A 20,148-nucleotide genomic window follows, 5' to 3' on the forward strand; every position below is an offset into this window, starting at 1 on the left:
GGCGGGCTTTACATGCCGGCGCCCGGACGGCGCGCCCCGGCACGGGCGGTGCGCAAGGTGAGGGACCAGCGCAGCGCCGCCACCGGCGCCACGCTGTGCTGCCACTGCCAGCGCGCCGGCCCGCGCAGCAGGTAGATGGAGCGCGGCGCCGCCGTCACCGCCAGGATGTCGGCCCGGCTGCGGCGCGCGGCGCCGGGCTCGTAGGGGCGGAAGCGCAGCACCGCCGGTGCGCCCAGCGACAGGCCGATCACGTCCTCGAAGTCGGGCACGTCGCGGTGCCAGCCCAGCGGCGTGCCGGGCGCGTATTCGGCCACCAGCGCATGCACCAGGGCCGCGGGCGCAATGCCGGCCCAGGCCGCCATGCGGTCGCGCCAGGGTTGCAGCGCCGCCGGCAACGGCTCGGCCGGCAGCAGGCGGTTGCTGTCGTAGTCGAAGCTGCCGCCATAGCTCACCACGCGGCGGCGGGCGGTGTAGTCCTTGTAGCGGGCGGCAGCCAGAGGCAGCTGCCGCAGCAGGGTGATCAGATCGGCCTCTTCCGCCGTGCTGAGAAACTCGGGGCCGTAGACCATGCCGGGCGGCAAGGCGGGCGGCGGTTCGGGCAGATCGAACAGCGAGCCTTGCTGCATGCCCTAGCCCCGGTCCGGCCGCGCGCCCACCCCCCGCTTCACGCGGGGCGCATCCACACAGGCACCCGGGTTGCTCCGCTGCGGCGGAACACCTGCCAGCAGCAACACCCCTGTTTCATGTCCCTGCACGACGACGACACCAAGAACAACCCCCGCGCCCGCATCCTCATCGTGGAGGACGACGACGACGGCGCGCAGGCGCTGCAGGCTTTGCTGGAACTGGAAGGCTACGAGGTGTGCACCGCCCCCAACGGCGCCGAAGGCCTGGCCGTGGCGGCGCACTTCGACCCCCACATCGTGCTGCTGGACTTGAACCTGCCGGTGGTGCATGGGGTGGAAGTGGCCCAGCACCTGCGCGTGAACGAACACGCCATGCGCCGCGTCATCATCGGCATCACCGGCCTCAGCTCGGCCTACCCGGCCAATGCCCTGGCCTTCGACCACAAGCTCAGCAAGCCGGTGGATGCGGATGCGCTGTTCGCCTTGCTGCGCCATGAGTGGCAGGAACGCTTCGCCGATTCGCCCTACGCCTTCTGACGTCGGGCCGCCGTCGCCGGCACCGGGCCCTTGAGCGAGCTGGGCGCATCCAGCCCCGCCCCGTCGGACACGCCCACGCCCAGCCGGCTCACCAGCTCGCCGCCCAGCCAGGCCGTGGCCAGCGACAGCGCCGCACCGCCGAAGGACAGCGCCAGCGCCCCCGCGCCCGGCTCCAGCGTGCCGCGACCGCGCAGCCAGGCGCTGAGCGCGAACATCACCACCACCAGCGCATTGCCCGCGCCGTGCAGCGCGCCCACGCGCCGCGCCCGCGTGCCGTGCGGAATGGCAAGCCAGTCGACGGTGCCGAACGGGGCGGCCACCAGGCCACCCACCACGCCGGCCACCATCAGCCACCAGCTCACCACCGTCAGGTCGGAGCGGTCCAGCATCAGCCAGCCGATGTCGAACAGCACCGCCGTGGCCAGCAGGCCCAGCGGAAACACGATCAGCATCTGGTGAACGGGGTGGCCCAGCACCTTGGCGCGGCTTTCCATCTCAGCTCCTTCATGGCTTGTGCCCGTTCGGCAAGCTGCATGCCGCGGGCAAGCTGCGATCATGCGGCCATGCACACGCCCATACCGCCCACGCTCACCGTCCAGGACATCCTGGCCGCGGCCGACCGGCTGCGCGGCCCCACTGCTGGAAACGCCCTGCGTGCCCTCGCGCACGCTGTCGGCCATCACCGGCTGCGACGTGTTCCTGAAGTTCGAGAACCTGCAGTTCACCGCGTCCTTCAAGGAACGCGGCGCGCTCAACAAGCTGGCCCAGCTGACCGACGAGGAGAAGGCCCGCGGTGTGCTGGCCGTCTCGGCCGGCAACCATGCGCAGGGCGTGGCCTACCACGCGCAGCGGCTAGGCCTGCCGGCCACCATCGTGATGCCGCGCTTCGCGCCGGCGGTGAAGGTGGACAACACCCGCCGCTTCGGCGCCGAGGTGGTGCTGGAGGGCGACACCTTCGACCAGGCCCGGGCCCACGGCCTGCAGCTGGCGCAGGAGCGCGGCCTGACGGTGGTGCACCCCTATGACGACCTGGCCATCGCCGCCGGCCAGGGCACGCTGGGGCTGGAGATGCTGCAGCAGCAGCCCGAGATCGACACGCTGGTGGTGTCCATCGGCGGCGGCGGGCTCATCGGCGGCATGGCGGTGGCCGCGCGCGCGGTGCGCCCGGGCATCGAGATCGTGGGCGTGCAGACCGAGCGCTTCCCGGCCGTGTTCAATGCCAAGAAGGGCGAGAGCCGCGCCTTCGCGCAGACCACCATCGCCGACGGCATCGGCGTCAGCTCACCGGGGCTGCTGACGGTGCCCTTGATCCACCAGCTGGTGGACGACGTGGTGCTGGTGGGCGAGGACACCATCGAGCAGGCGATCCTGATGCTGCTGGAGATCGAGAAGACGGTGGTGGAAGGCGCGGGCGCGGTGGGCCTGGCGGCGCTGCTGGCGCACCGCGAGCGCTTCGTCGGCCGCAAGGTGGGCCTGGTGCTGTCGGGCGGCAACATCGAGCCGCTGCTGCTGGCCGAGATCATCCACCGCGGCATGGTCAAGTCGGGCCGGCTGGTGCGGCTGCGCATCAACGTGCGCGACGTGCCGGGCACGCTGGCGGTGGTGGCGCAGATGCTCAGCGAACTGGGCGCCAACATCGAGGAAGTGCAGCACCACCGGGCCTTCAGCTCCTTGCCGGTGGAGCGGGCGCAGATCGAGGTGGTGGTTCAGACACGCGGCCATGCGCATGTGGAGACGATCCTGGCGACCGTGGCGCAGCGGGGGTTCGAGGTCCAGCTGGTGAAGTGACGCGGCACCCGGCCGGGAGAAGCACGGGGGAAGCACCCGGCTCCACGGGTGCCTGAAGCCACCGCCAGGCGGGTTGCCCATGCTGCCTGGCAGCGGCCCGGCGCTCGCCTGGGCGGCGTCAGGCCTGAGCGGGGACAGCGTGCGCCATGTCCTGCAGGCTGAAGTCCACCGCCGCCAGCGCATGCAGCCGGGTGGTGTCGAACAGCGGCACCGGGCTGTCCTCGGGGCGCACGATCATCGGCAGCTCGGTGCAGCCCAGCACCATGCCCTGCGCGCCGCGCTGCACCAGGCTGTCGACGATGGCGGCCAGCCGCTCGCGCGATGCGGGCCGCACCTGGCCAAGGAACAGCTCGCCGAAGATGATGCGGTGGATGGCTTCGCGCTGCGCCTCGTCGGGCGTGATGCAGCGGATGCCGTGCCGCGCCAGGTGCTCCACGTAGAAGGGCAGCTCCATCGTCATGCGCGTGCCCAGCAGGCCTACCGTGCGCACCGGCGTGGCGAGAATGGCCGCGGCCAGCGCATCGGCGATGTGCAGCAGCGGAATGCCCGCCTCGGCCTGCACCGCGTCGGCCACCCGGTGCATGGTGTTGCTGCCGATCAGCACGCATTGCGCGCCGCCCTCGGCCAGCCGGCGGCCCGCGCGGCCCATCAGGCCGGCCATCGCGGCCCAATCGCCGGCCTTCTGCAGCGCCGAGATGGGCTCGAAGTCCAGGCTGTGGATGGTGATGGAGGCCGAGCGCAGCCCGCCCAACCGGCGGCCCACCTCGCGGTTGATGGTCTGGTAGTACAGCGCCGTCGATTCCCAGCTGAGGCCGCCGATCAGGCCGATGGAACGCATGTTCATGAAGGGCTCCGGTGCGAGTTGCGTGCTGCGGAAATTGTCTGGCGCGGGCCGGGGAAGCCGCGTGCATTGCATGCCCCGTATCGCGCTGCCGATAGCATGGCGTTCCATTCAAGCGACCCACCATGAAACTGGATGCCATCGACAGGAAGCTGCTGGAGCTGCTGCAGCAGGACGCCACGCTGCAGGTGGCCGAGCTGGCCGCGCAGGTGCACCTGTCCACCACGCCCTGCTGGCGGCGCATCCAGCGGCTGAAGGAGGCCGGCGTCATCACGCGGCAGGTGGCGCTGGTCGATCCGCGCAAGGTGAACGTGGGCGTGACGGTGTTCGTCACCGTGCGCACCAGCCAGCACACGCCGGCGTGGTTCGAGCACTTCCGCGCCACGGTGCAGGCCATTCCGGAGGTGGTGGAGTTCTACCGGATGAGCGGCGACATCGACTACCTGCTGCGCATCGTGGTGCCCGACATCCAGGCCTACGACGGCGTGTACAAGCGGCTGACCGACGGCACCCAGCTGCATGACGTGAGCTCCAGCTTCGCGATGGAGGAGATCAAGTTCACCACCGCGCTGCCGCTGGGCTACGCATCCTGACACCACGGGGCCACAGGCTGTCCGTGCGCGGCAGGCACAATCCGCCCTTCGCGCCGACCTGACCGACGCCCTTGCCGATGACCTCCGAAGCCTCCGAACACACCCCCGTGCCGCCGCTCGACCCCGAAGGCGCCGCCAGCCCGGCCGCCCCTGCACAAGAGCCCGTGCCCGCGGCCACCGAGCCCGTTGCCGATGCGCCCGAGGCGCCTGCCGCGGCCGAAGCCGGCGCTGCCGAGCCGACCCCCGCTTCGCAGGCGGGCGAGGCGGCCTTGGCCGAAGCGCCGGTGGGCGATGGCGATGGCGATGGCGATGGCGGTGGCGGTGGCGAGCCTGCGGGTGCCGAGCCTGCCGAGCCTGCCGCCGGCAAGCCCGCTGGCGGCCGTGCGGCCGACCTGTCGCCGGCGCAGTGTGCGGCGCAACTGGCCGAGCGCTTCCCGGCGCTGTTCGGGCGCCATCCCAAGCCGCTGAAGCTGCGCATCCAGGCCGACATCCAGCAGCGCGCGCCCGGCGTGTTCAGCAAGCGGGCGCTGTCGATCTTCCTGCACCGGCACACCGGCAGCACCTCCTACCTGATCGCGCTGAGCAAGGCCAAGGAGCGCTTCGACCTGGACGGACAGCCCGCCGGCGAGCTGAGCGAGGAACATCGCCAGGCCGCCATCGAGGAACTGGCCCGCCGCCGCACCAACCACCAGGCGCGGCGCGAGCAGGAGGAGCAGGGCCGTCGCGAGCGTGCCGACCTGCTCTACGCCTTCGAGCGCACCACGCTGACGCCGGCCAACTTCTGCGCCCTCAAGGGCATCGCGCCCGAGTCGCTGGACAAGCTGCTGGAAGTGGCCCGCAAGGAGGCCGCCGAGCGTGCACTGCAACCCCCGCCGCGCCGCGAAGGCTTCGGCGGCGGCCCGGGCGGCCGCGGTGGCCCGGGTGGCCGCGGGCCGCGTGAAGGCGGTGGCGGCGGCCGCCCGGAGTTCGGCTCCGGCCGGGGCGAGCGTGGCGGTGAACGCGGCGGGCCCCGCGGCAACGACCGCCCGCGCGGCGAAGCCGGTGGCGGCCCCGGCCGCGGCGGCGACCGTCCGCGCGGCGGCCCGGGCGGCAAGCCCGGCCCGCGCCGCTAGGCGCCTGCGCCCGGCGCTGCGCCGGGCCGCATCCACCGCCCGATGGTGCGGTACAGCGCGTCCACGTCGATGGGCTTGGCCACGTGGTCGTTCATGCCGGCGGCCAGGGCGTCGGCGCGGTCGATGGCGCGGGCGCTGGCGGTCATCGCGATCACCGGCAGGTCGCGCCATTGCGGTTGCGCGCGCAGCGCGCGGGTGGCCTCGAAGCCGTCCATCACCGGCATCTGGCAATCCATCAGCACGCCGTCGAAGCGGCCCTCTTCCAGGCAGCGCAGCGCATCGCGGCCGTTGACGGCCACGGTGGTCTGGATGCCGGCCACGCGCAGCAGCTCCTGCGCCAGTTCCTGGTTGATGTCGTTGTCCTCCACCAGCAGCACCCGCAGGCCGCTGAGGTCGGGCGGATGCGCTGGCGCGGCCGGCGCGGCGGCAGGAGCCGGCAGCAGCCCGGCGCTGGCGAAGGGCAGCACGAACGCGAAGCGGCTGCCCTCGCCGGGCTGGCTGCTCACCTCGATCTGGCCGCCCATCAGCTGCACCAGCCGCTGAGAGATGGCCAGGCCCAGCCCGGTGCCGCCATAGCGCCGCGAGGTGGAGCCATCGGCCTGGCTGAAGGGCTTGAACAGCTGGGCCATCTGCTCCGCCGTCATGCCGATGCCGGTGTCCTGCACCACGAAGCGCAGCCGCGCGCCCTGGGCATCGGGCGGGGCAGCGCTGTCGATGCGGCACAGCACCTCGCCCTGCTCGGTGAACTTCACCGCGTTGTTGCACAGGTTGATGAGCACCTGCCCCAGCCGCAGCGGGTCGCCCACCAGGTGGGCCGGCACGCCGGGCGCCTGCTGGAAGCGCAGCGCCAGGCCTTTCTGCGCAGCGCGCACGGCGACGATGTCCTGCACGTGGCTCACCACGTCGGCCAGCGAGAAGACGATGCGCTCGATCTCCACCCGCCCCGCTTCCACCTTGGAGAAGTCGAGGATGTCGTCCACGAGCGCCAGCAGCAGCGTGGCCGAGGTCTCGATCTTCTGCACGTAGTTGCGCTGGCGCGGGTCCAGCCCGCTGTGCAGCGCCAGGTAGGCCATGCCCAGCACCGCATTCATCGGCGTGCGGATCTCATGGCTCATGTTGGCCAGGAATGCGGTCTTGGCGCGGTTGGCGGCGTCGGCGGCTTCCATCGCCGTCTGCAGCGCGGCGGTGCGCTGGGCCACGCGCTGCTCCAGTTCCGCATTCAGCGCGCGCAGCTGCTCGTAGACCCAGGCGTTCTCCAGCGAGATGGCGGCCTGCACCGCCAGCTGGTGCAGCACGCCCAGCCGCTCGCGGGTGAACAGCCGGGGCACGCTGCGGTGCTCCAAATACAGCACGCCCACCAGCGTGGCCTGGCGCTGCACCGGCAGGCACAGCGCCGAGGCGGGCCGCTGCGCCAGCAGGTAGGGATCGCGCTCGAAGGCATGCGGGGCCTGGCTCTCGCCGAGCAGCACCGTCTCGCGGCTGCGCTGCACGAAGGCCAGCAGCGATTGCGGCAGCCGCTGCCCGCCGCCGTGGTCGGGATGCAGCTGCACCTCCACGTCATGCAGCCGCACCTGCGCGGTGGCGGCCAGCACCAGCGGCGCCTGCGCATCGCGGCCTTCCACCAGCAGCAGCGCGCCCGACTGCGCACCGGCCTGCTCGATGACCAGCCGCATCAGCGTGCCCATCAGTTCGTCGCGCGTGATGCGGCTGGACAGCGCCTGCGTGGCCTTGACCAGGGCCAGCGTGTCCAACGCCAGCGGCCGGGCCGCGCCGTCGTCAGCCGGCTGGCCGCGGGGCCGCAGCGGCGTGCCGGCCGCGGCGCGCAGCGCGGGCGCATCCAGCCGCCGTACCTTGGCCCAGGCCTGCCACCGCTCGCAGGCGTCAGCGGCCGCCTGGCGATGGGCGGGGGCGGCGGTGGCCAGGCCCAGGCTGTCGCACAGCCGCGCCGCACGTTCATGGGCCATCGCCTCCAGGTGCAGGAAGCCCTGGCCGCGCGCCTGGGCGGCCGCGGCCTCGAAGCCGGCCAGCGCCGGCAGGGGCCGGCCGGCCAGGCGGTCGGTCTCGGCCTGCAGCAGCCGGTGCCAGCCGGCATGGCTGTCGGGGTTGTCGCGTGCCCAGCCGGCCAGCCGGTTGGTGGCGGCCTGCAGCTGGTCCAGTTCGGCCGCGGTGGCGGTGCTGCGGTCGCCGGCCAGGGCCAGCGCGCCGTAGACCAGGTGCAGGTGCTCCAGCAGCGTGCCTTGCACCGCCGGCAGCAGCAGCCGCGCACGTTCGGCCTCCTGCCGGGCGGCCGACAGGTCGCCCAGCACGGTGTGCACCATCAACTGCCGCAGCGCGCGGAAGGCGATGCCCAGCGTGGAGCCGCCGGCGCAGGCCTGGGCCGGCGCGGCGGGCGCCAGCGCCAGCGTCGCCGCGGCCCCGGCGCCGGGACCCGGGGCGGTCGGCACCGTGGCAGGGTCGGCGGTGGGGCCGGGCGGCAGCTCGCCGCGCAGGCGCAGCGCGGCATCGCGGCAGCTGGCCAGGTCGTCGGCCAGGTCCGGGAACTGCGCCCGCTGCACCAGCGGCAGGTATTCCTGCGCCTGGGCCAGCACCTCCTCCAGCGGCCGGCCGGCGAACATCAGCGCGGTGACCAGGTGACCGCAGGCGAAGCAGGTGGTGGCCAGGTCGCCTTCGGCCCGCGCGGCGGACAGCGCCAGCCGCAGCCGGCGCACCACCTCGGGCCATGGCCGGCTCCACATGGCGGTGAGGCTGCGCCAGAAGCCGATGCGGCCGTGGTCGCCGCCGCCCACCGCCGCATCCGCCATGGCCTGGGCCAACTCGCCGAAGGCATCGCCGGCGGCCGTCTCGCCCAGGTGGCCGGCCAGCATCCAGCCGAAGTAGGCCAGGCAGGGCGCGGCGGCGCGCGCCTGGCCGTGGGTGATCAGCAGGCCCACCAGGCGGATCTGCAGCAGCGCCAGCAGGTTCTTGTCCATGAACACCATCAGGCGCAGCGCGCCGTCGATGCCGCGCAGGATGACCAGCGCATCCGGGTCCATCATCTGCGGCAGGGCCTGCAGGCCGGCGATGCCGGTGGCCTTGAGCCGCTGCTGCAGCGCGTCCCATTCCTCGTGCACCTGCGCCAGCCCGGGCCGGCGCGGCAGCGGCATGCCCAGCTCGCCCAGGCTGGTGCAGGCCAGCTCCTGCGCCTCCTCATAGCGGCCACGGGCCAGGCAGACCTCGATCAGCACCTGGTGGGCGTCCAACCGCTCGATGGCCGGCCGCGGCCGGGCCAGCACCAGGCGCGCCAGGCGCTCGGCCTCGTTCAGGCCCTGGCGCTGGGCCTCGCAGCGGGCCAGCAGCCGCAGCAGCGCGCTGGCCAGCGCCGGTTGCTGCTGCCAGGCCTGCTCGGGCAGCAGGCCGATGCCGGCGCGCAGGTAGGCGGTGGCAGCCACGTAGGCGGTGGCGGCATAGGCGCGGGCGCCGGCCTGCAGGTTCAGCCGCGCCACCGACAGCCGCTCGGCCTCGTCGGCCAGCGCCGGCAGCGCATGGTTGAAGTGGGTGACGATGGCGTACAGCCGGTCGTCGCCTTCCACCAGGCCCTGGGCGGCGGCGTCGGCCATCAGGCAGCGGGCGATGTGCAGGTGGGCGGCGGGGCGGTCGGCGGCGGGCGTGAGTTCGTGCGCGGCCTCCTGCGCCCGGTCGTGCAGGAAGCGCCAGTGCGGCTGGCCGCGCGCCACCAGGCCGGCCTGCAGCGCCGGCCACAGCGCGGCCTCGGCGGCCGCCTCCGGCTGGCCGGCCACCCGCGCCAGCATGCCGATGGGGAAGGGGCTGCCCAGCATCGCGGCCAGGGCCAGCAACGCGCGGGTGTCGCCGGGCAGGCGGCGCAGCCGCGCCAGCATGAGGCCCACCACGTTCTCGGTGAAGCCGCGCTGGGCGATGCGCTCCATGTCGCCATGCCAGTGGCCGGCGGCGGTGTCGAAGGCGAGCAGCCCGTCCTGGTGCAGCGAGGTGAGGAACTGGCCGACGAAATGCGGATTGCCGGCGGTGCGCTCGTACACCAGCGTGCCCAGCGCCTGGCCCTCGGCGTCCTGCCGGTGCAGCGCGGCGCAGACGATGCGGGTGACCTCGCCGCGGTTGAGCGATTGCAGCGGAAGCACCGTGACCGGCACGTTGCGGCGGGCGAAGGCGGCCTGGGCAGCGGCGGCGCTGGCGGCGCCCTGCGGTCCGATCTGCCGGCTTGCGCCCACCACCAGCAGGTGGCGCGCATCGGGTGCGTCGCACAGCGCGGCCAGCAGTTGCAGGCTGCCCAGGTCCAGCCAGTGCAGGTCGTCGAAGAACAGCACCAGCGGCCGCTCGGCCGAAGCCAGCATGGCGACGAAGCGCTGCAGCGCGTTCTGCAGCCGGCGGGCGGCCTGCTCGGCCGGCCGCTCGGGCGCCGAAGGCAGCGGCGCGAGCACCCAGCGCAGCGCCGGCACCAGCTCGGCCACGGCGGCGGCGTCGCTGCCCAGCGCGTCGGACAGGCGCTGGCGCCACTGCGCCAGCTGCTCCGCCGGGCCGGCCAGCATCTGCTGCACGATGGGCCCCAGCGCCATGCCGAAGGCCGCGTGCGGGATGCCGCGCAGGTAGGGGTCGAGCTTGGCCACGCAGAAGGCGCCGCCTTCCAGTGCCACGGCCGACCGCAGCTCGGCCACCAGGCTGCTCTTGCCCACGCCCGCTTCGCCGGTGACCAGCACCACCTCCCGCGTGGCGCCGGTGGCCACGCGGTGGAAGGCGGCCAGCAGCGCATTGCGCTCGGCCTCGCGGCCGACCAGCGCCTCGGGCAGCTCGAAGCGGTCGGACACGTCGGCGCGGCCCAGCGGCAGCGGGTCGTCGGCGCGGCCCTCCAGCCAGGCGGCCTGGCACAGCTGCAGGTCGGCGCGCAGGCCGGCCGCGGTCTGGTAGCGGCACTCGGGCAGCTTGGCCAGCAACTTCATCACCAGCAGCGCCAGCGGATGCGGCAGACCGGGCACCACGGCGTCGGGCGAGCGCGGCTCGCGCGCCAGGTGGCAGTGCACCCACTCCAGCGCATCGCCTGCCTGGAAGGGCAGCCGGCCAGTCAGCAGCTGGTACAGCATCACGCCCAGCGAATAGAGGTCGCTGCGGCTGTCCACCGTGCGGTTCATGCGGCCGGTCTGCTCGGGCGACACATAGGGCAGCAGCGAAGCCGGCAGCGTGGTGACGGCGCTGTCCGGATAGTCGCGCGACAGCCGCACCGCGCGCGAGAAGTCCAGCAGCCACACCTGGCCGCCCTCGCCCACCAGCACCCGCCCGGGATGCAGGCCGCCGTGGATCACGCGCTGGCGGTGCAGGTCGGCCAGCGCGCCGGCCAGGCCCAGCGCCACCGGGAAGAACTGCGCCAGGGCGCAGGGCTGCTGGTCGGCGATGAGATCGGCCAGCGGGCGGCCGCCGGCGTCCTGCAGCACCAGCACCGGCGCCGCATCGTCGCCCAGGCAGGCCAGCGGCCGCGGCACATGCGGGCCCTGCAGGCCCATCATCAGCGCATGTTCGTCGCGCAGCCGGGCAGCGGCCTCGGCACTGGCGGCGTCGGGGCGCAGCACCTTTAGCAGCACCGTCTGCGCCGCCACGCCCGGCGCCCGGCCGCGAAACACGCGCGTGGCATCACTTTCGTTCAGCTTCTCGGCGGTGGTGTATTGAGAGGTCATCGCGGTGCGTCTGTGCGTGATGCGGCGGGGCCAGGAATCCGGCACAAGCACGAGGTGTACCCCAGTTGTGGGGATAGAAAGAATAAAAGTGGTACAAGTCCGCTCCTGCATGGTGAGTATTTGCCATTTACTGGAGCGAGCGATGCCCGTGTTTCCCCGCCTCCGCCACCTGCCCGCTGCCTGGGCGCTGTGCCTGGCCGTTGCGCTGCCGGCCGCCGCCGCAGCAGCCGATGCGCCGCCGCCGTGCCATGCCAGCGGCGGCCCGCCGCCGCGCGGCGCACCGCTGCTGGTGGGCGCCATCGCCGGCAAGACGGGTCCCGACGACTTCAGCTCCGCCGCCGCGGCCGCGCGGGCCTACTTCCAGTGCGTGAACGAGCACGGCGGCATCCACGGCCGGCCGGTGCACTACCTGGTGGAAGACGACAAGTGGAACCCCGAGGTGGCCGCCCAGGCCGGCGCCCGGCTGGTGAAGGACCGCGGCGTGCTGGCGCTGGTGGGCAACGGCAGCGTGGTGGAGATGCGTGTCAACGCCCGGCTGTACGAGCAGGAAGGCGCGGTGGTCATCGCTTCCGCCTGCGCGGTGCAGGAGTGCTTCGAGTCGCGCAACATCGTGTCGACCAATGCCGGGCCGCTGCCCAGCAACCTGGGCGCGGTGCAGTGGGCGGTGCGCACGCTGGGCAGCAAGTCGGTGGCCTGCATCAGCATCAACACGCCGGGCGGCGGCAGCTGGACCTGCGATGCCGTCAACCGGTGGCTGGCCGGCCAGGGGGCTCAAGGGCACGTCGGTGCTGTTCGATGCCGGCAGCGCCGACTTCACCTCGGTGCTGCTGCAGGCGATGGCCACCGGCGCCGACACCCTGCTGGTGAACCTGCCCGCCGGCCTGGCGGTGCCCATCCTGAAGGCCGCCGAGGAGCAGGACCTGCGCGACCAGCGCCGATGGATCGCGCCCACGCCGCTGTACGACCTGAAGATTCCTGCCGCGCTGGGCCCCTATTGGGCCGGCAAGCTGCATGTGCATGCCGAGCTGACGCGGCTGGACAGCGACGGCCCCGATGCCCGCCGCTGGCGGGCCGTGACCGACCGCTGGGGCCGCAGCGATGCGGTGGCCACCCACCGGCGCGACACCTTCTCGCAGGCCGGCTTCGTCTCGGCCGACATCTTCACCCACACCTTGCTGCGCATGGATCCGCGCGACCTGCACCGTGCCGGCGTCACCCGCGCGCTGCGCGCGGTGCGCGACTGGCGCACCGACCTGCTGTGCCGGCCCTGGTACTTCGGCGAAGGCGACCGCCACCTGCCCAACCATGCCGGGCTGATGCTGCAGTACACCGGCAGCGGTTTCCGCACGGTGCAGGACTGCTTCGATGCCGAGTCCGACTACCTGGCGCCGATCAAGGCGCTGGAGCGGCAACAGGGCATCGGGCGCCGCTAGCCGGGCGCCGCGCAGCGTCATGGCCGGCCTGCTGCTGATGTCCGGCCTGGCGGTGGGCGCGGTGTATGCCATGGCCGCCGTGGGCCTGGTGCTGCTGTACCGCACCACCGGCGTGCTCAACCTGGCGCAGGGCGCCATCGGCGCCATGGCCGCGATGCTGGCCTGGCAGCTCTCCACCCCCGGCGCGGTGGGTGCCGGTGCCGCGTTGCTGGCACTGCTCGTGGCCACCGGGCTGAGCCTGCTGTATGGCCAGGCCGTGGCACCGCACCTGGCCCGGCATGAGCCGGCACTGCAGGCGGTGGGCACGCTGGGCCTGGCGCTGGTGCTGCTGGGCGCGGCCGGCTGGGCCTGGCCGCAGGCGCCGCGGCGGCTGCTGCTGCCCACCGATGCACTGGCGGTGCAGGTGCTGGGCCTGCGCCTGACCGGCACCCGGCTGCTGGCGCTGGCGGTGGCGCTGCTGGCCGCCGCCGGCGTGGGGCTGCTGCTGCGCACCAGCCGCATCGGCCTGGCGATGCGCGCGCTGGCCGACCACCGCGCCCATGCACTGCTGCTGGGCCTGCCGGTGCGCCGCGCCGAGGCCTGGGCCTGGGGCCTGAGCGGCCTGCTCTGCGGCCTGGCCGGGCTGGGCCTGGGCAGCCTGGTGCGGCTGGATGCGGCCGTGCTCACCTTCCTGGTGATCCCGGCGCTGGCGGCGGCGCTGATCGGCCGGCTGCGCTCGCTGCGGCTGACGGTGGCGGCCGGCCTGCTCATCGGCGTGGTGGAGGCGCTGCTGACGCTGTGGCCGGCGGCGGTGCCCTTCCGCGCGGCCACGCCCTTCGTGCTGGCGCTGGCCGCGGTGGCCTGGCAGCTGCGGCCGCACGGCGCGGGGCGGCGGCGGATGGCCCATGGCTGACGCCCGCCGCCTGGCCTGGCTGCCGCGGCTGCTGCTGCCGGCCGCGGCCATCGTGCTGCTGCCGGCGCTGCTGGGCGGCTACTGGCTCAAGGCATGGCTGGCCGCGGTGATCTACGCGCTGGCGGCCAGCGGCGTGGCGCTGCTGCAGGCCCGGCTGGGCCTGGTGCACCTCGGGCAGGTGGCCTTGATGGGCGTGGGCGGCTGGGTATGCCTGCGGCTGTGGCATGCCACCGGCTGGCCCTTCGAGGCCTGCCTGCTGGCGGCCACGCTGGCCGCCGCCGCCGCCGGCCTGCTCGTCGGCCTGCCGGCGCTGTGGCTGCGCGGGCTGGCGTTCTCGCTCACCACGCTGATGGCGGCCGGCGCCTTCGCGGTGGCCGTCACCGCGCTGCAGTTTCCCAATGGCGGGGCGGGCGGCCTGGCGGGCTACGGCTTCGGCACCGTGCCGATGGCGCGGCCTGCGCTGGCGCCGGACGATGCGGCGCTGCTGCGCTATGCAGCGCTGGGGCTGTGGGCCTGCCTGGCGCTGCAGCAGGCCCTGCTGCGCAGTGCCAGCGGCCGCGCCTGGGCGTTGATGCGGCAGAGCGAAGCCGCCGCCCGCATGGCCGGCGTGGCGGTGGGCCCGCGCAAGCTGCAGGCCCTGGCGCTGGCCGGTGCGGTGGCCGGCATGGCGGGCAGCCTGCTGGCAGCGATGCTGGGCACGCTGGATCCGCGCAGCTTCGCCGCCAGCGAAAGCATCGTGCTGCTGGCGGTGGCGCTGATCGGCGGCACCCAGTCGCCGCTGGGCATCCTGCTGGCCGGCCTGCTACACCGGGTGCTGCCGGCGCTGCTGGACACCGCCGGCCTGGATGCGCAGCTGGCCACGCTGCTCTTCGGCCTGGGCCTCATGCACGCACTGGCCACCGCACCGGGCGGCCTGGCCGGCCAGTGGGCACACGCCTGGCAAAGCCTCCGGGCACGGCGGGCGCCTCCGCCATGATCACGCTGCAGCAGGTGGGCGTGCGTTTCGGCGGCCTGGTGGCGCTGGACGGCTTGTGCCTCAGCCTCAGCGCCCCGGCGGTGGGCGTGATCGGGCCCAACGGCGCCGGCAAGAGCACGCTGCTGGATGCGCTGTGCGGCCTGGTGCCGCTGCAGCCCGGTGGCCGGCTGAGCCTGCACGGCGAGCGCTTCGAGGCCTGGCCGCCCCACCGGCGGGCGCGGGCGGGGCTGCGCCGCTGCTTCCAGGCGGTGCAGCTGGCGCCCGAGCGCAGCGTGGCCGACAACGTGGCGGTGATGCTGGACGCGCTGCCCATGTCAGCTGCTGGCCGAGCCACGGCGCTGCAGGCGGCCCTGGCGTTCACCGGACTCTCGCGCCTGCAGCACCAGGCCTGTGGCACGCTGGGCCCCTTCCCGCGCCGCTGCGTGGAGCTGGCGCGGGCGCTGGCCGGAACGCCGCGGCTGCTGCTGCTGGACGAACCCGCCGCCGGGCTGGACGCCGCGGAACGCGAGGCGCTGTGCGGGCTGCTCGCCCGCATTCCCGGCGAGACGGGCGCGCAGCTGCTGCTGGTGGACCACGACATCGACCTCGTCGCCCGCTGCTGCCGGCAGCTGCTGGTGCTGGAAGCTGGCCGTGTGCTGGCCCTGGGCGACAAGGCGCAGGTGCTGGCCTCGCCCACCGTGCGCGCAGCCTGCCTGGGCGAGGTGCCTCCGCCATGATGGAAGCCCGTGGCGTGGTGGCCGGCCGCGGCCCCGGCACTGCCGCCCGCGCGCCGCTGCATTTCCAGCTGGCGCCGGGGCGCATCAGCCTGCTGCTGGGCCCCAACGGCAGTGGCAAGAGCAGCCTGCTGCTGGCGCTGGCCGGGCTGCTGCCGCTGCAGCAGGGCACGCTGTGGCTGGACGGCCGCCGCATCGACGGCCTGCCACCCGAGCGGCGGCGCGCGCTGGGCCTGGCGCTGGTGCCGGAAGGCCCTGCGGTGCTGCCCGGCCTGACGGTGCAGGACAACCTGCGCGCGGGCGGCAGCGGGCTGCGCCGTGCCGCGCTGCAGGCTGCCGTGGAACGCATGCTGCAGCGCTTTCCGGAGCTGCGGCCCTGCCTGGGCCAGGCTGCGGGCACGTTGTCCGGCGGCCAGTGCAAGCTGCTGGCACTGGCCCAGGCCCTGGTGGGCGGGCCGCGCTACCTGCTGCTGGATGAACCGATGCTGGCGCTGGCGCCGCCCGTGGTGCAGCGGCTGCGCGGGCTGCTGCCGCTGCTGCGCGAGGAAGGCATCGGCCTGCTGCTGGCCGAGCCGCCGCCCGCGCCGGCGCTGCGGGCGCTGGCGGACGACCTGCTGCCGCTGCCGCCGGCGGGCGGGCGCTGAGGCGGGGGCGACGCTTCAGGCGCCGATGCGGAAGCCGCCGATCACCTGCGCCAGGTGGCGCGCCTGGTCCTTCAGGCTCTCGGCAGCGGCGGCCGACTCTTCCACCAGCGCCGCGTTCTGCTGCGTCATCTGGTCGACTTCCGCCACCGCGGCATTGATCTCGCCAATGCCCTCGCCCTGCTGCGACGTGCCGGCGGTGATCTGCTGCACGATCTGGCTCACCTGCTGCACGCTGGCCAGGATGCGGGTCATCGACTCGCCGGCCTCGCCCACCAGCCGGCCGCCCTGCTCCACGCGCTGCGTGCTGTCCTGGATCAGGCCCTTGATCTCGCGCGCCGCCTCGGCGCAGCGGCGGGCCAGCAGCCGCACCTCGGCCGCCACCACCGCGAAGCCCTTGCCCTGCTCGCCGGCGCGGGCGGCTTCCACCGCGGCATTCAGCGCCAGGATGTTGGTCTGGAAGGCGATGGCATCGATGACGGCGGTGATGTCGGCGATCTTGCCGGAGCTGGCACGGATCTCGTCCATCGTGGCGATCACCTGGCCCACCACCTCGCCACCGCGGCCGGCCAGTTCGGCCGAGCCGTTGGCCACCTGGGTGCCGCTGGCGGCATGGCCCTCGCTGCGCCGCACCAGTTGCGTCATCTGCTCCATCGACGAGGCGGTCTGCTGCAGGTTGCTGGCGGTCAGCTCGGTGCGGCTGCTCAGGTCCTGCGCGCCCATGGCGATCTCGCGCGAGGCATGGGCGATGGACTCGGCGCTGTTGCGCACCTCGCGCATCACCTGCTCGATGCGGCCGACGAAGCTGTTGAATGCGGTGGCGATGGCCGCGATCTCGTCGCGGCCCCGGGCCGGCAGCCGCTGGGTGAGGTCGCCGGTGCCGGAGCCGATCTGCAGCATGGCCGCATGCACCGTGCGCAGGCCGCCCAGCAGCGCATTGATCGACACGGTGGCCGTGGCCGCGGCCGCACCGCCCACCAGCAGCAGCGCCGCGCCCAGGCTGAGCAGCAGCGCGTCCAGCCGGGCCAGTGCCTCGCCGCGCTGGGCGGCGGTGACCATCAGCCAGTCGGTGCCCGGCACCGGCGCGGCCTTCAGCAGATAGCTGCCCTGGCCCATGCGCACCGCCGCCGGCGGCAGCGCCGTGTCGTGCAGCGTGCGCAGCAGCTCGGGCGTGAGTTCGGGCGACAGCTCCAGCGCCGGCTTCAGGATGGCACCCGGCTGCGGATGCGCCAGCACCCGGCCCTGGCTGTCCAGCAGGAACACATGGCCGCTGGGCGTGGGATGGATGTTGGCCAGGCCGGCCACCACGTTGTCGATGGTGACGTCGGTGCCCACCACCGCCGTCACCTGCGCGCCGCTGCGCACGGCCTGGGCGAAGGTGACGACCAGCTTCTTAGACGAGGCCGCCAGGTACGGCGCGGTCAGCACCGGCCCGGGGCTGTCCTGGGCCAGCCGGTACCACGGGCGGGCGGTGGGGTCGTAGTCGGCCGCGCGCTGGCGGCGCGGCACCGACAGCATGCGCTTGTCGGCATGGCCGACGTAGGCCAGCTCCAGCTCGCCGGCGGTGAGCGCCTGCTGCAGCGCGGCGTCGGGCTCGGCCAGCAGGGCGGCGGGCTGCAGCGCGGCCACCAGCCGCTTGTTGGCGGCCACCCAGTCGCCCAGCTTGGCCGCCTCGGACTGCGCGATGCGGCCCAGCTGCAGCTGCATGTCCTCCAGCATGGAGGCGCGGGTGAAGCGGTAGCTGATGAAGCCGACGATGGCGATCGCGGCGACCACGATCAGCAGGCTGGTGGCGATCAGGCGGAAGCGGACGGTGGAGAACATGGGGACATCGCGCCGGCGTTCGCCGCGCTGGTTACTTTTCACTTTTTGCATATCGGTCGAATGCAGCAGACGTTGAGCGCCACCGCCATATCCACCGCATATGGCTGACCGCTGCCCCGGATATTTGACGTATGTGCACCGCCCTCTGAACATGCCCGTCAGAACAACCTGACGGAGACAAGCATGGGTGCACGACATTGGAAGGGCCTGCTGGCGGCGGCTGCGCTGGCCGCGGCGGGATGCAACAGCGACGGCCATGGCGACGATGCCTTTGGCCGCGAGGCGGCCCCGGTGGCGGCCAGCTGCCCGGAGGCGGTGCCCACCACCGCCCGCTGCCTGTCCGGCCGCGACTCGGCCGGCGCCTACTACCTTATCGCGTTGCCGGCGCAGTGGAACGGCCACCTGGTGCTGCATGCTCACGGCGGCCCCAGCCTGGAGGCCCCCACGCCCGAACGCGCGGTGGAAGACCTGACCCGCTGGGCGGTGATGGTGAAGGCCGGCTATGCCTGGGCCGGCTCCACCTTCCGCCAGGGCGGCGTGGAGGTGCGCGACGCGGCCGAGGACACCGAGCGCCTGCGCCGCATCTTCCGCGAGCATGTGGCCCAGCCCCAGCGCACCGTGCTGCACGGCCAGTCCTGGGGCGCAGGCGTGGCCGCCAAGGCCGCCGAGACCTACACCGCCGCCAGCGTGGGCAGCACGCCGTACGACGCGGTGCTGCTGACCAGCGGCGTGCTGGCCGGCGGCACCCGCTCCTACGACTTCCGGCTCGACCTGCGGGTGGTGTACCAGTACCTGTGCAACAACCACCCGCGGCCCACCGAGCCGGCCTACCCGCTGAACATCGGCCTGCCGGCCGATTCGACGATGACGCAGGCCGACCTGAATGCCCGCACCGCCGAATGCCTGGGCCTGGACAAGCCCGCCGCGCAGCGCACGCCGGAGCAGCAGCGCAAGGTGCAGACCATCGCCAGCGTCATCCGCATTCCGGCCAGCGCCATCCAGTCGCACCTGAACTGGGGCACCTTCCACTTCCGCGACGTGGTGAGCCTGCGCACCGGCGGCGCCAGCCCCTTCGGCAACACCGGCGTGCAGTACACCGGCTCCGAGGACGATGCGGCGTTGAACGCGGGCGTGCTGCGCTACCGCGCCGATCCGCAGGCCGTGACCCGCTTCGCCGAGGACACCGATCCCACCGGCCGCATCCCGGTGCCGGTGCTCAGCACCAAGTGGATCGACGATCCCACCGCCTTCGTGGAGCTGGACGCCTACTTCGCGCAGGTGATGGCGCAGGGCGGCAGCGCCGACCGGCTGGTGCAGACCTTCACCACCCGCGGCACCCACAGCTACATCAGCGACCCCACCTATCCCACGCTGATGAATGCGCTGCTGGCCTGGGTGGAACAAGGCAGCAAGCCCACGCCGGCCAGCGTGGCGCAGCAATGTCCCGCGCTGGAGGCCACCTTCGGCGCCGGCTGCAGCTTTGCGCCCGACTACCGGCCCGCCGCGCTGGACACGCGCGTGCCGCCCCGCACGCGGCCCTGAACCGGCTCAGCGCGCCGGCCGCTGCACCGGCGCATGCCGGTCCAGCAGCGCGGCCACCCAGTCGATGAACACCCGCAGCTTGGCGCTCACATGCCGGTTGGGCGCGAAGGCCAGGTACAGCGGCATCGGCTCGAAGCGCCAGTCGGTGAACAGCGGCCGCAGTTCGCCGCCGGCCAGGTGGGCGCGCGCCATGTACTCGGGCAGCCACAGCACGCCCAGCCCGGCCAGGCCGGCGGCCAGGTAGGCATTGCCGTCGTCCACCGCCAGCAGGTGGCGGCCCTGCACCTCCACCTGCTCCGCGCCGCGCCGCATGCGCAGCGGCAGCACCCGGCCGCTGCGCTTCCACAGGAAGCCCACCACCTGGTGCGGTGCCGATGCCAGCGCCTGCGGATGGCCGGGCGTGCCATGCCGCTCCAGGTAGGCCGGCGCGGCATAGCAGCCCAGCGGCAGGTCGGCCACGTGCCGGGCGATCAGGCCGCTGTCGGGGAGGGTGCCGCCGCGCAGCACGCAGTCCACATGCTCGCCGATCACGTCCACCACGCGGTCGCTCACGCCCAGGTGCAGCTGGATGTCGGGATGGCGGGCATGGAAGTCCGGCAGTGCCGGCACCAGCAGCAGGCGCGCCAGCGGGCTGGGCACGTCCACCCGCAGCAGGCCGCGTGGCGAGGCCGCGCCGGCCGACAGGCTGGTCTCGGCATCGTCCATGTCGGCCAGCAGCCGCAGCACCCGCTCGTAGTACGCGGCGCCCTCGGCCGTCACCTGCACCTGGCGGGTGGTGCGGTGGAGCAGCTTGACCCGCAGCCGCGCCTCCAGCTGCTGCACCAGCTGCGTGACGGTGGCGCGGCTGAGCTGCAGCGAGTGGGCCGCCTGGGTGAAGCTGCCGGACTCCACCACCCGGGCAAAGGCCTGCATCGCATCGAATCTGTCCATCTCGGGGGGCACTCCAGCCGGC

At 73.6% G+C, this 20,148-nt stretch carries 14 protein-coding genes and 2 pseudogenes; 10 read left to right on the forward strand and 6 right to left on the reverse strand.

Features of this window, described 5'->3' with window-relative positions:
- Positions 1–8 precede the first annotated feature (8 nt).
- Positions 9–626, reverse strand: coding sequence for an alpha-ketoglutarate-dependent dioxygenase AlkB (locus LRS14_RS26490; RefSeq protein WP_046115558.1), 618 nt, complete (start codon positions 624–626; stop codon positions 9–11).
- Positions 627–743: 117 nt separating this feature from the next.
- Here LRS14_RS26490 and LRS14_RS26495 point away from each other — a divergent pair, with 117 nt between their 5' ends.
- Positions 744–1,163 carry a response regulator gene (locus tag LRS14_RS26495; protein ID WP_046115557.1) on the forward strand — a complete coding sequence of 140 codons (420 nt, stop codon included), beginning with the start codon at positions 744–746 and terminating at the stop codon, positions 1,161–1,163.
- On the opposite strand, the gene LRS14_RS26500 is transcribed toward LRS14_RS26495, so the two are convergent.
- A complete protein-coding gene (locus tag LRS14_RS26500) occupies positions 1,151–1,657 on the reverse strand; it encodes a DUF2231 domain-containing protein (protein ID WP_046115556.1) in 507 nt (168 codons plus the stop codon). The two genes, LRS14_RS26495 and LRS14_RS26500, sit on opposite strands and share 13 nt — an antisense overlap.
- A 69-nt stretch (positions 1,658–1,726) precedes the next feature.
- Between LRS14_RS26500 and LRS14_RS26505 the strand changes: the two are divergent.
- A pseudogene (locus tag LRS14_RS26505) lies at positions 1,727–2,951 on the forward strand (threonine ammonia-lyase).
- A 118-nt stretch (positions 2,952–3,069) separates the two neighbouring features.
- Here LRS14_RS26505 and LRS14_RS26510 read toward each other — a convergent pair.
- Positions 3,070–3,795, reverse strand: coding sequence for an aspartate/glutamate racemase family protein (locus LRS14_RS26510; protein ID WP_310740883.1), 726 nt, complete (start codon positions 3,793–3,795; stop codon positions 3,070–3,072).
- Between the two features lie 128 nt (positions 3,796–3,923).
- Between LRS14_RS26510 and LRS14_RS26515 the strand changes: the two genes are divergently transcribed.
- Together LRS14_RS26515 and LRS14_RS26520 are read left to right on the forward strand one after the other, a co-directional pair.
- The gene (locus LRS14_RS26515) at positions 3,924–4,385 is read left to right on the forward strand and encodes an Lrp/AsnC family transcriptional regulator (protein WP_046115594.1); all 462 of its coding nucleotides are present in this window, start codon (positions 3,924–3,926) and stop codon (positions 4,383–4,385) included.
- Between the two features lie 77 nt (positions 4,386–4,462).
- Positions 4,463–5,497: a ProQ/FinO family protein gene (locus LRS14_RS26520; protein ID WP_257801730.1), complete on the forward strand. Its 1,035-nt coding sequence runs from the start codon at positions 4,463–4,465 to the stop codon at positions 5,495–5,497.
- Here the strand turns inward: LRS14_RS26520 and LRS14_RS26525 are convergent.
- Positions 5,494–11,175 carry an AAA family ATPase gene (locus LRS14_RS26525; protein WP_257801731.1) on the reverse strand — a complete coding sequence of 1,894 codons (5,682 nt, stop codon included), beginning with the start codon at positions 11,173–11,175 and terminating at the stop codon, positions 5,494–5,496. The two genes, LRS14_RS26520 and LRS14_RS26525, sit on opposite strands and share 4 nt — an antisense overlap.
- Positions 11,176–11,317: 142 nt before the next feature.
- Here LRS14_RS26525 and LRS14_RS30820 point away from each other — a divergent pair.
- From LRS14_RS30820 to LRS14_RS26555, 5 genes and pseudogenes are all read left to right on the forward strand, one after another.
- Positions 11,318–12,608: pseudogene (locus tag LRS14_RS30820) on the forward strand (ABC transporter substrate-binding protein).
- Positions 12,609–12,627: 19 nt separating this feature from the next.
- Positions 12,628–13,500 carry a branched-chain amino acid ABC transporter permease gene (locus LRS14_RS26540; protein WP_046116316.1) on the forward strand — a complete coding sequence of 291 codons (873 nt, stop codon included), beginning with the start codon at positions 12,628–12,630 and terminating at the stop codon, positions 13,498–13,500.
- Entirely contained in the window at positions 13,493–14,476 is a 984-nt protein-coding gene (locus LRS14_RS26545) for a branched-chain amino acid ABC transporter permease (protein WP_257801734.1), read from the forward strand. Before LRS14_RS26540 ends, LRS14_RS26545 begins: the two co-directional genes overlap by 8 nt.
- Complete coding sequence (locus LRS14_RS26550) at positions 14,473–15,192, forward strand: ABC transporter ATP-binding protein (protein ID WP_257801735.1); 720 nt, start codon at positions 14,473–14,475, stop codon at positions 15,190–15,192. Before LRS14_RS26545 ends, LRS14_RS26550 begins: the two co-directional genes overlap by 4 nt.
- On the forward strand, positions 15,189–15,833 hold the full coding sequence (locus tag LRS14_RS26555) for an ATP-binding cassette domain-containing protein (protein ID WP_083441031.1): 645 nt from the start codon (positions 15,189–15,191) through the stop codon (positions 15,831–15,833). The genes LRS14_RS26550 and LRS14_RS26555 overlap by 4 nt, the downstream gene beginning before the upstream one ends.
- A 15-nt stretch (positions 15,834–15,848) precedes the next feature.
- Here LRS14_RS26555 and LRS14_RS26560 read toward each other — a convergent pair whose 3' ends face one another.
- Positions 15,849–17,654, reverse strand: a complete 1,806-nt coding sequence (locus LRS14_RS26560; protein ID WP_046116313.1) for a methyl-accepting chemotaxis protein — start codon at positions 17,652–17,654, stop codon at positions 15,849–15,851.
- Positions 17,655–17,837: 183 nt separating this feature from the next.
- Here LRS14_RS26560 and LRS14_RS26565 point away from each other — a divergent pair, with 183 nt between their 5' ends.
- Positions 17,838–19,196 carry a S9 family peptidase gene (locus LRS14_RS26565; protein ID WP_257801736.1) on the forward strand — a complete coding sequence of 453 codons (1,359 nt, stop codon included), beginning with the start codon at positions 17,838–17,840 and terminating at the stop codon, positions 19,194–19,196.
- A 6-nt stretch (positions 19,197–19,202) separates the two neighbouring features.
- Here the strand turns inward: LRS14_RS26565 and LRS14_RS26570 are convergent, their stop codons facing one another.
- Positions 19,203–20,126, reverse strand: coding sequence for a LysR family transcriptional regulator (locus LRS14_RS26570; RefSeq protein ID WP_046116312.1), 924 nt, complete (start codon positions 20,124–20,126; stop codon positions 19,203–19,205).
- Positions 20,127–20,148: the final 22 nt, after the last annotated feature.

It is taken from the genome of Aquincola sp. J276, assembly GCF_024700035.1.
Lineage (GTDB): Bacteria > Pseudomonadota > Gammaproteobacteria > Burkholderiales > Burkholderiaceae_C > Aquincola > Aquincola tertiaricarbonis.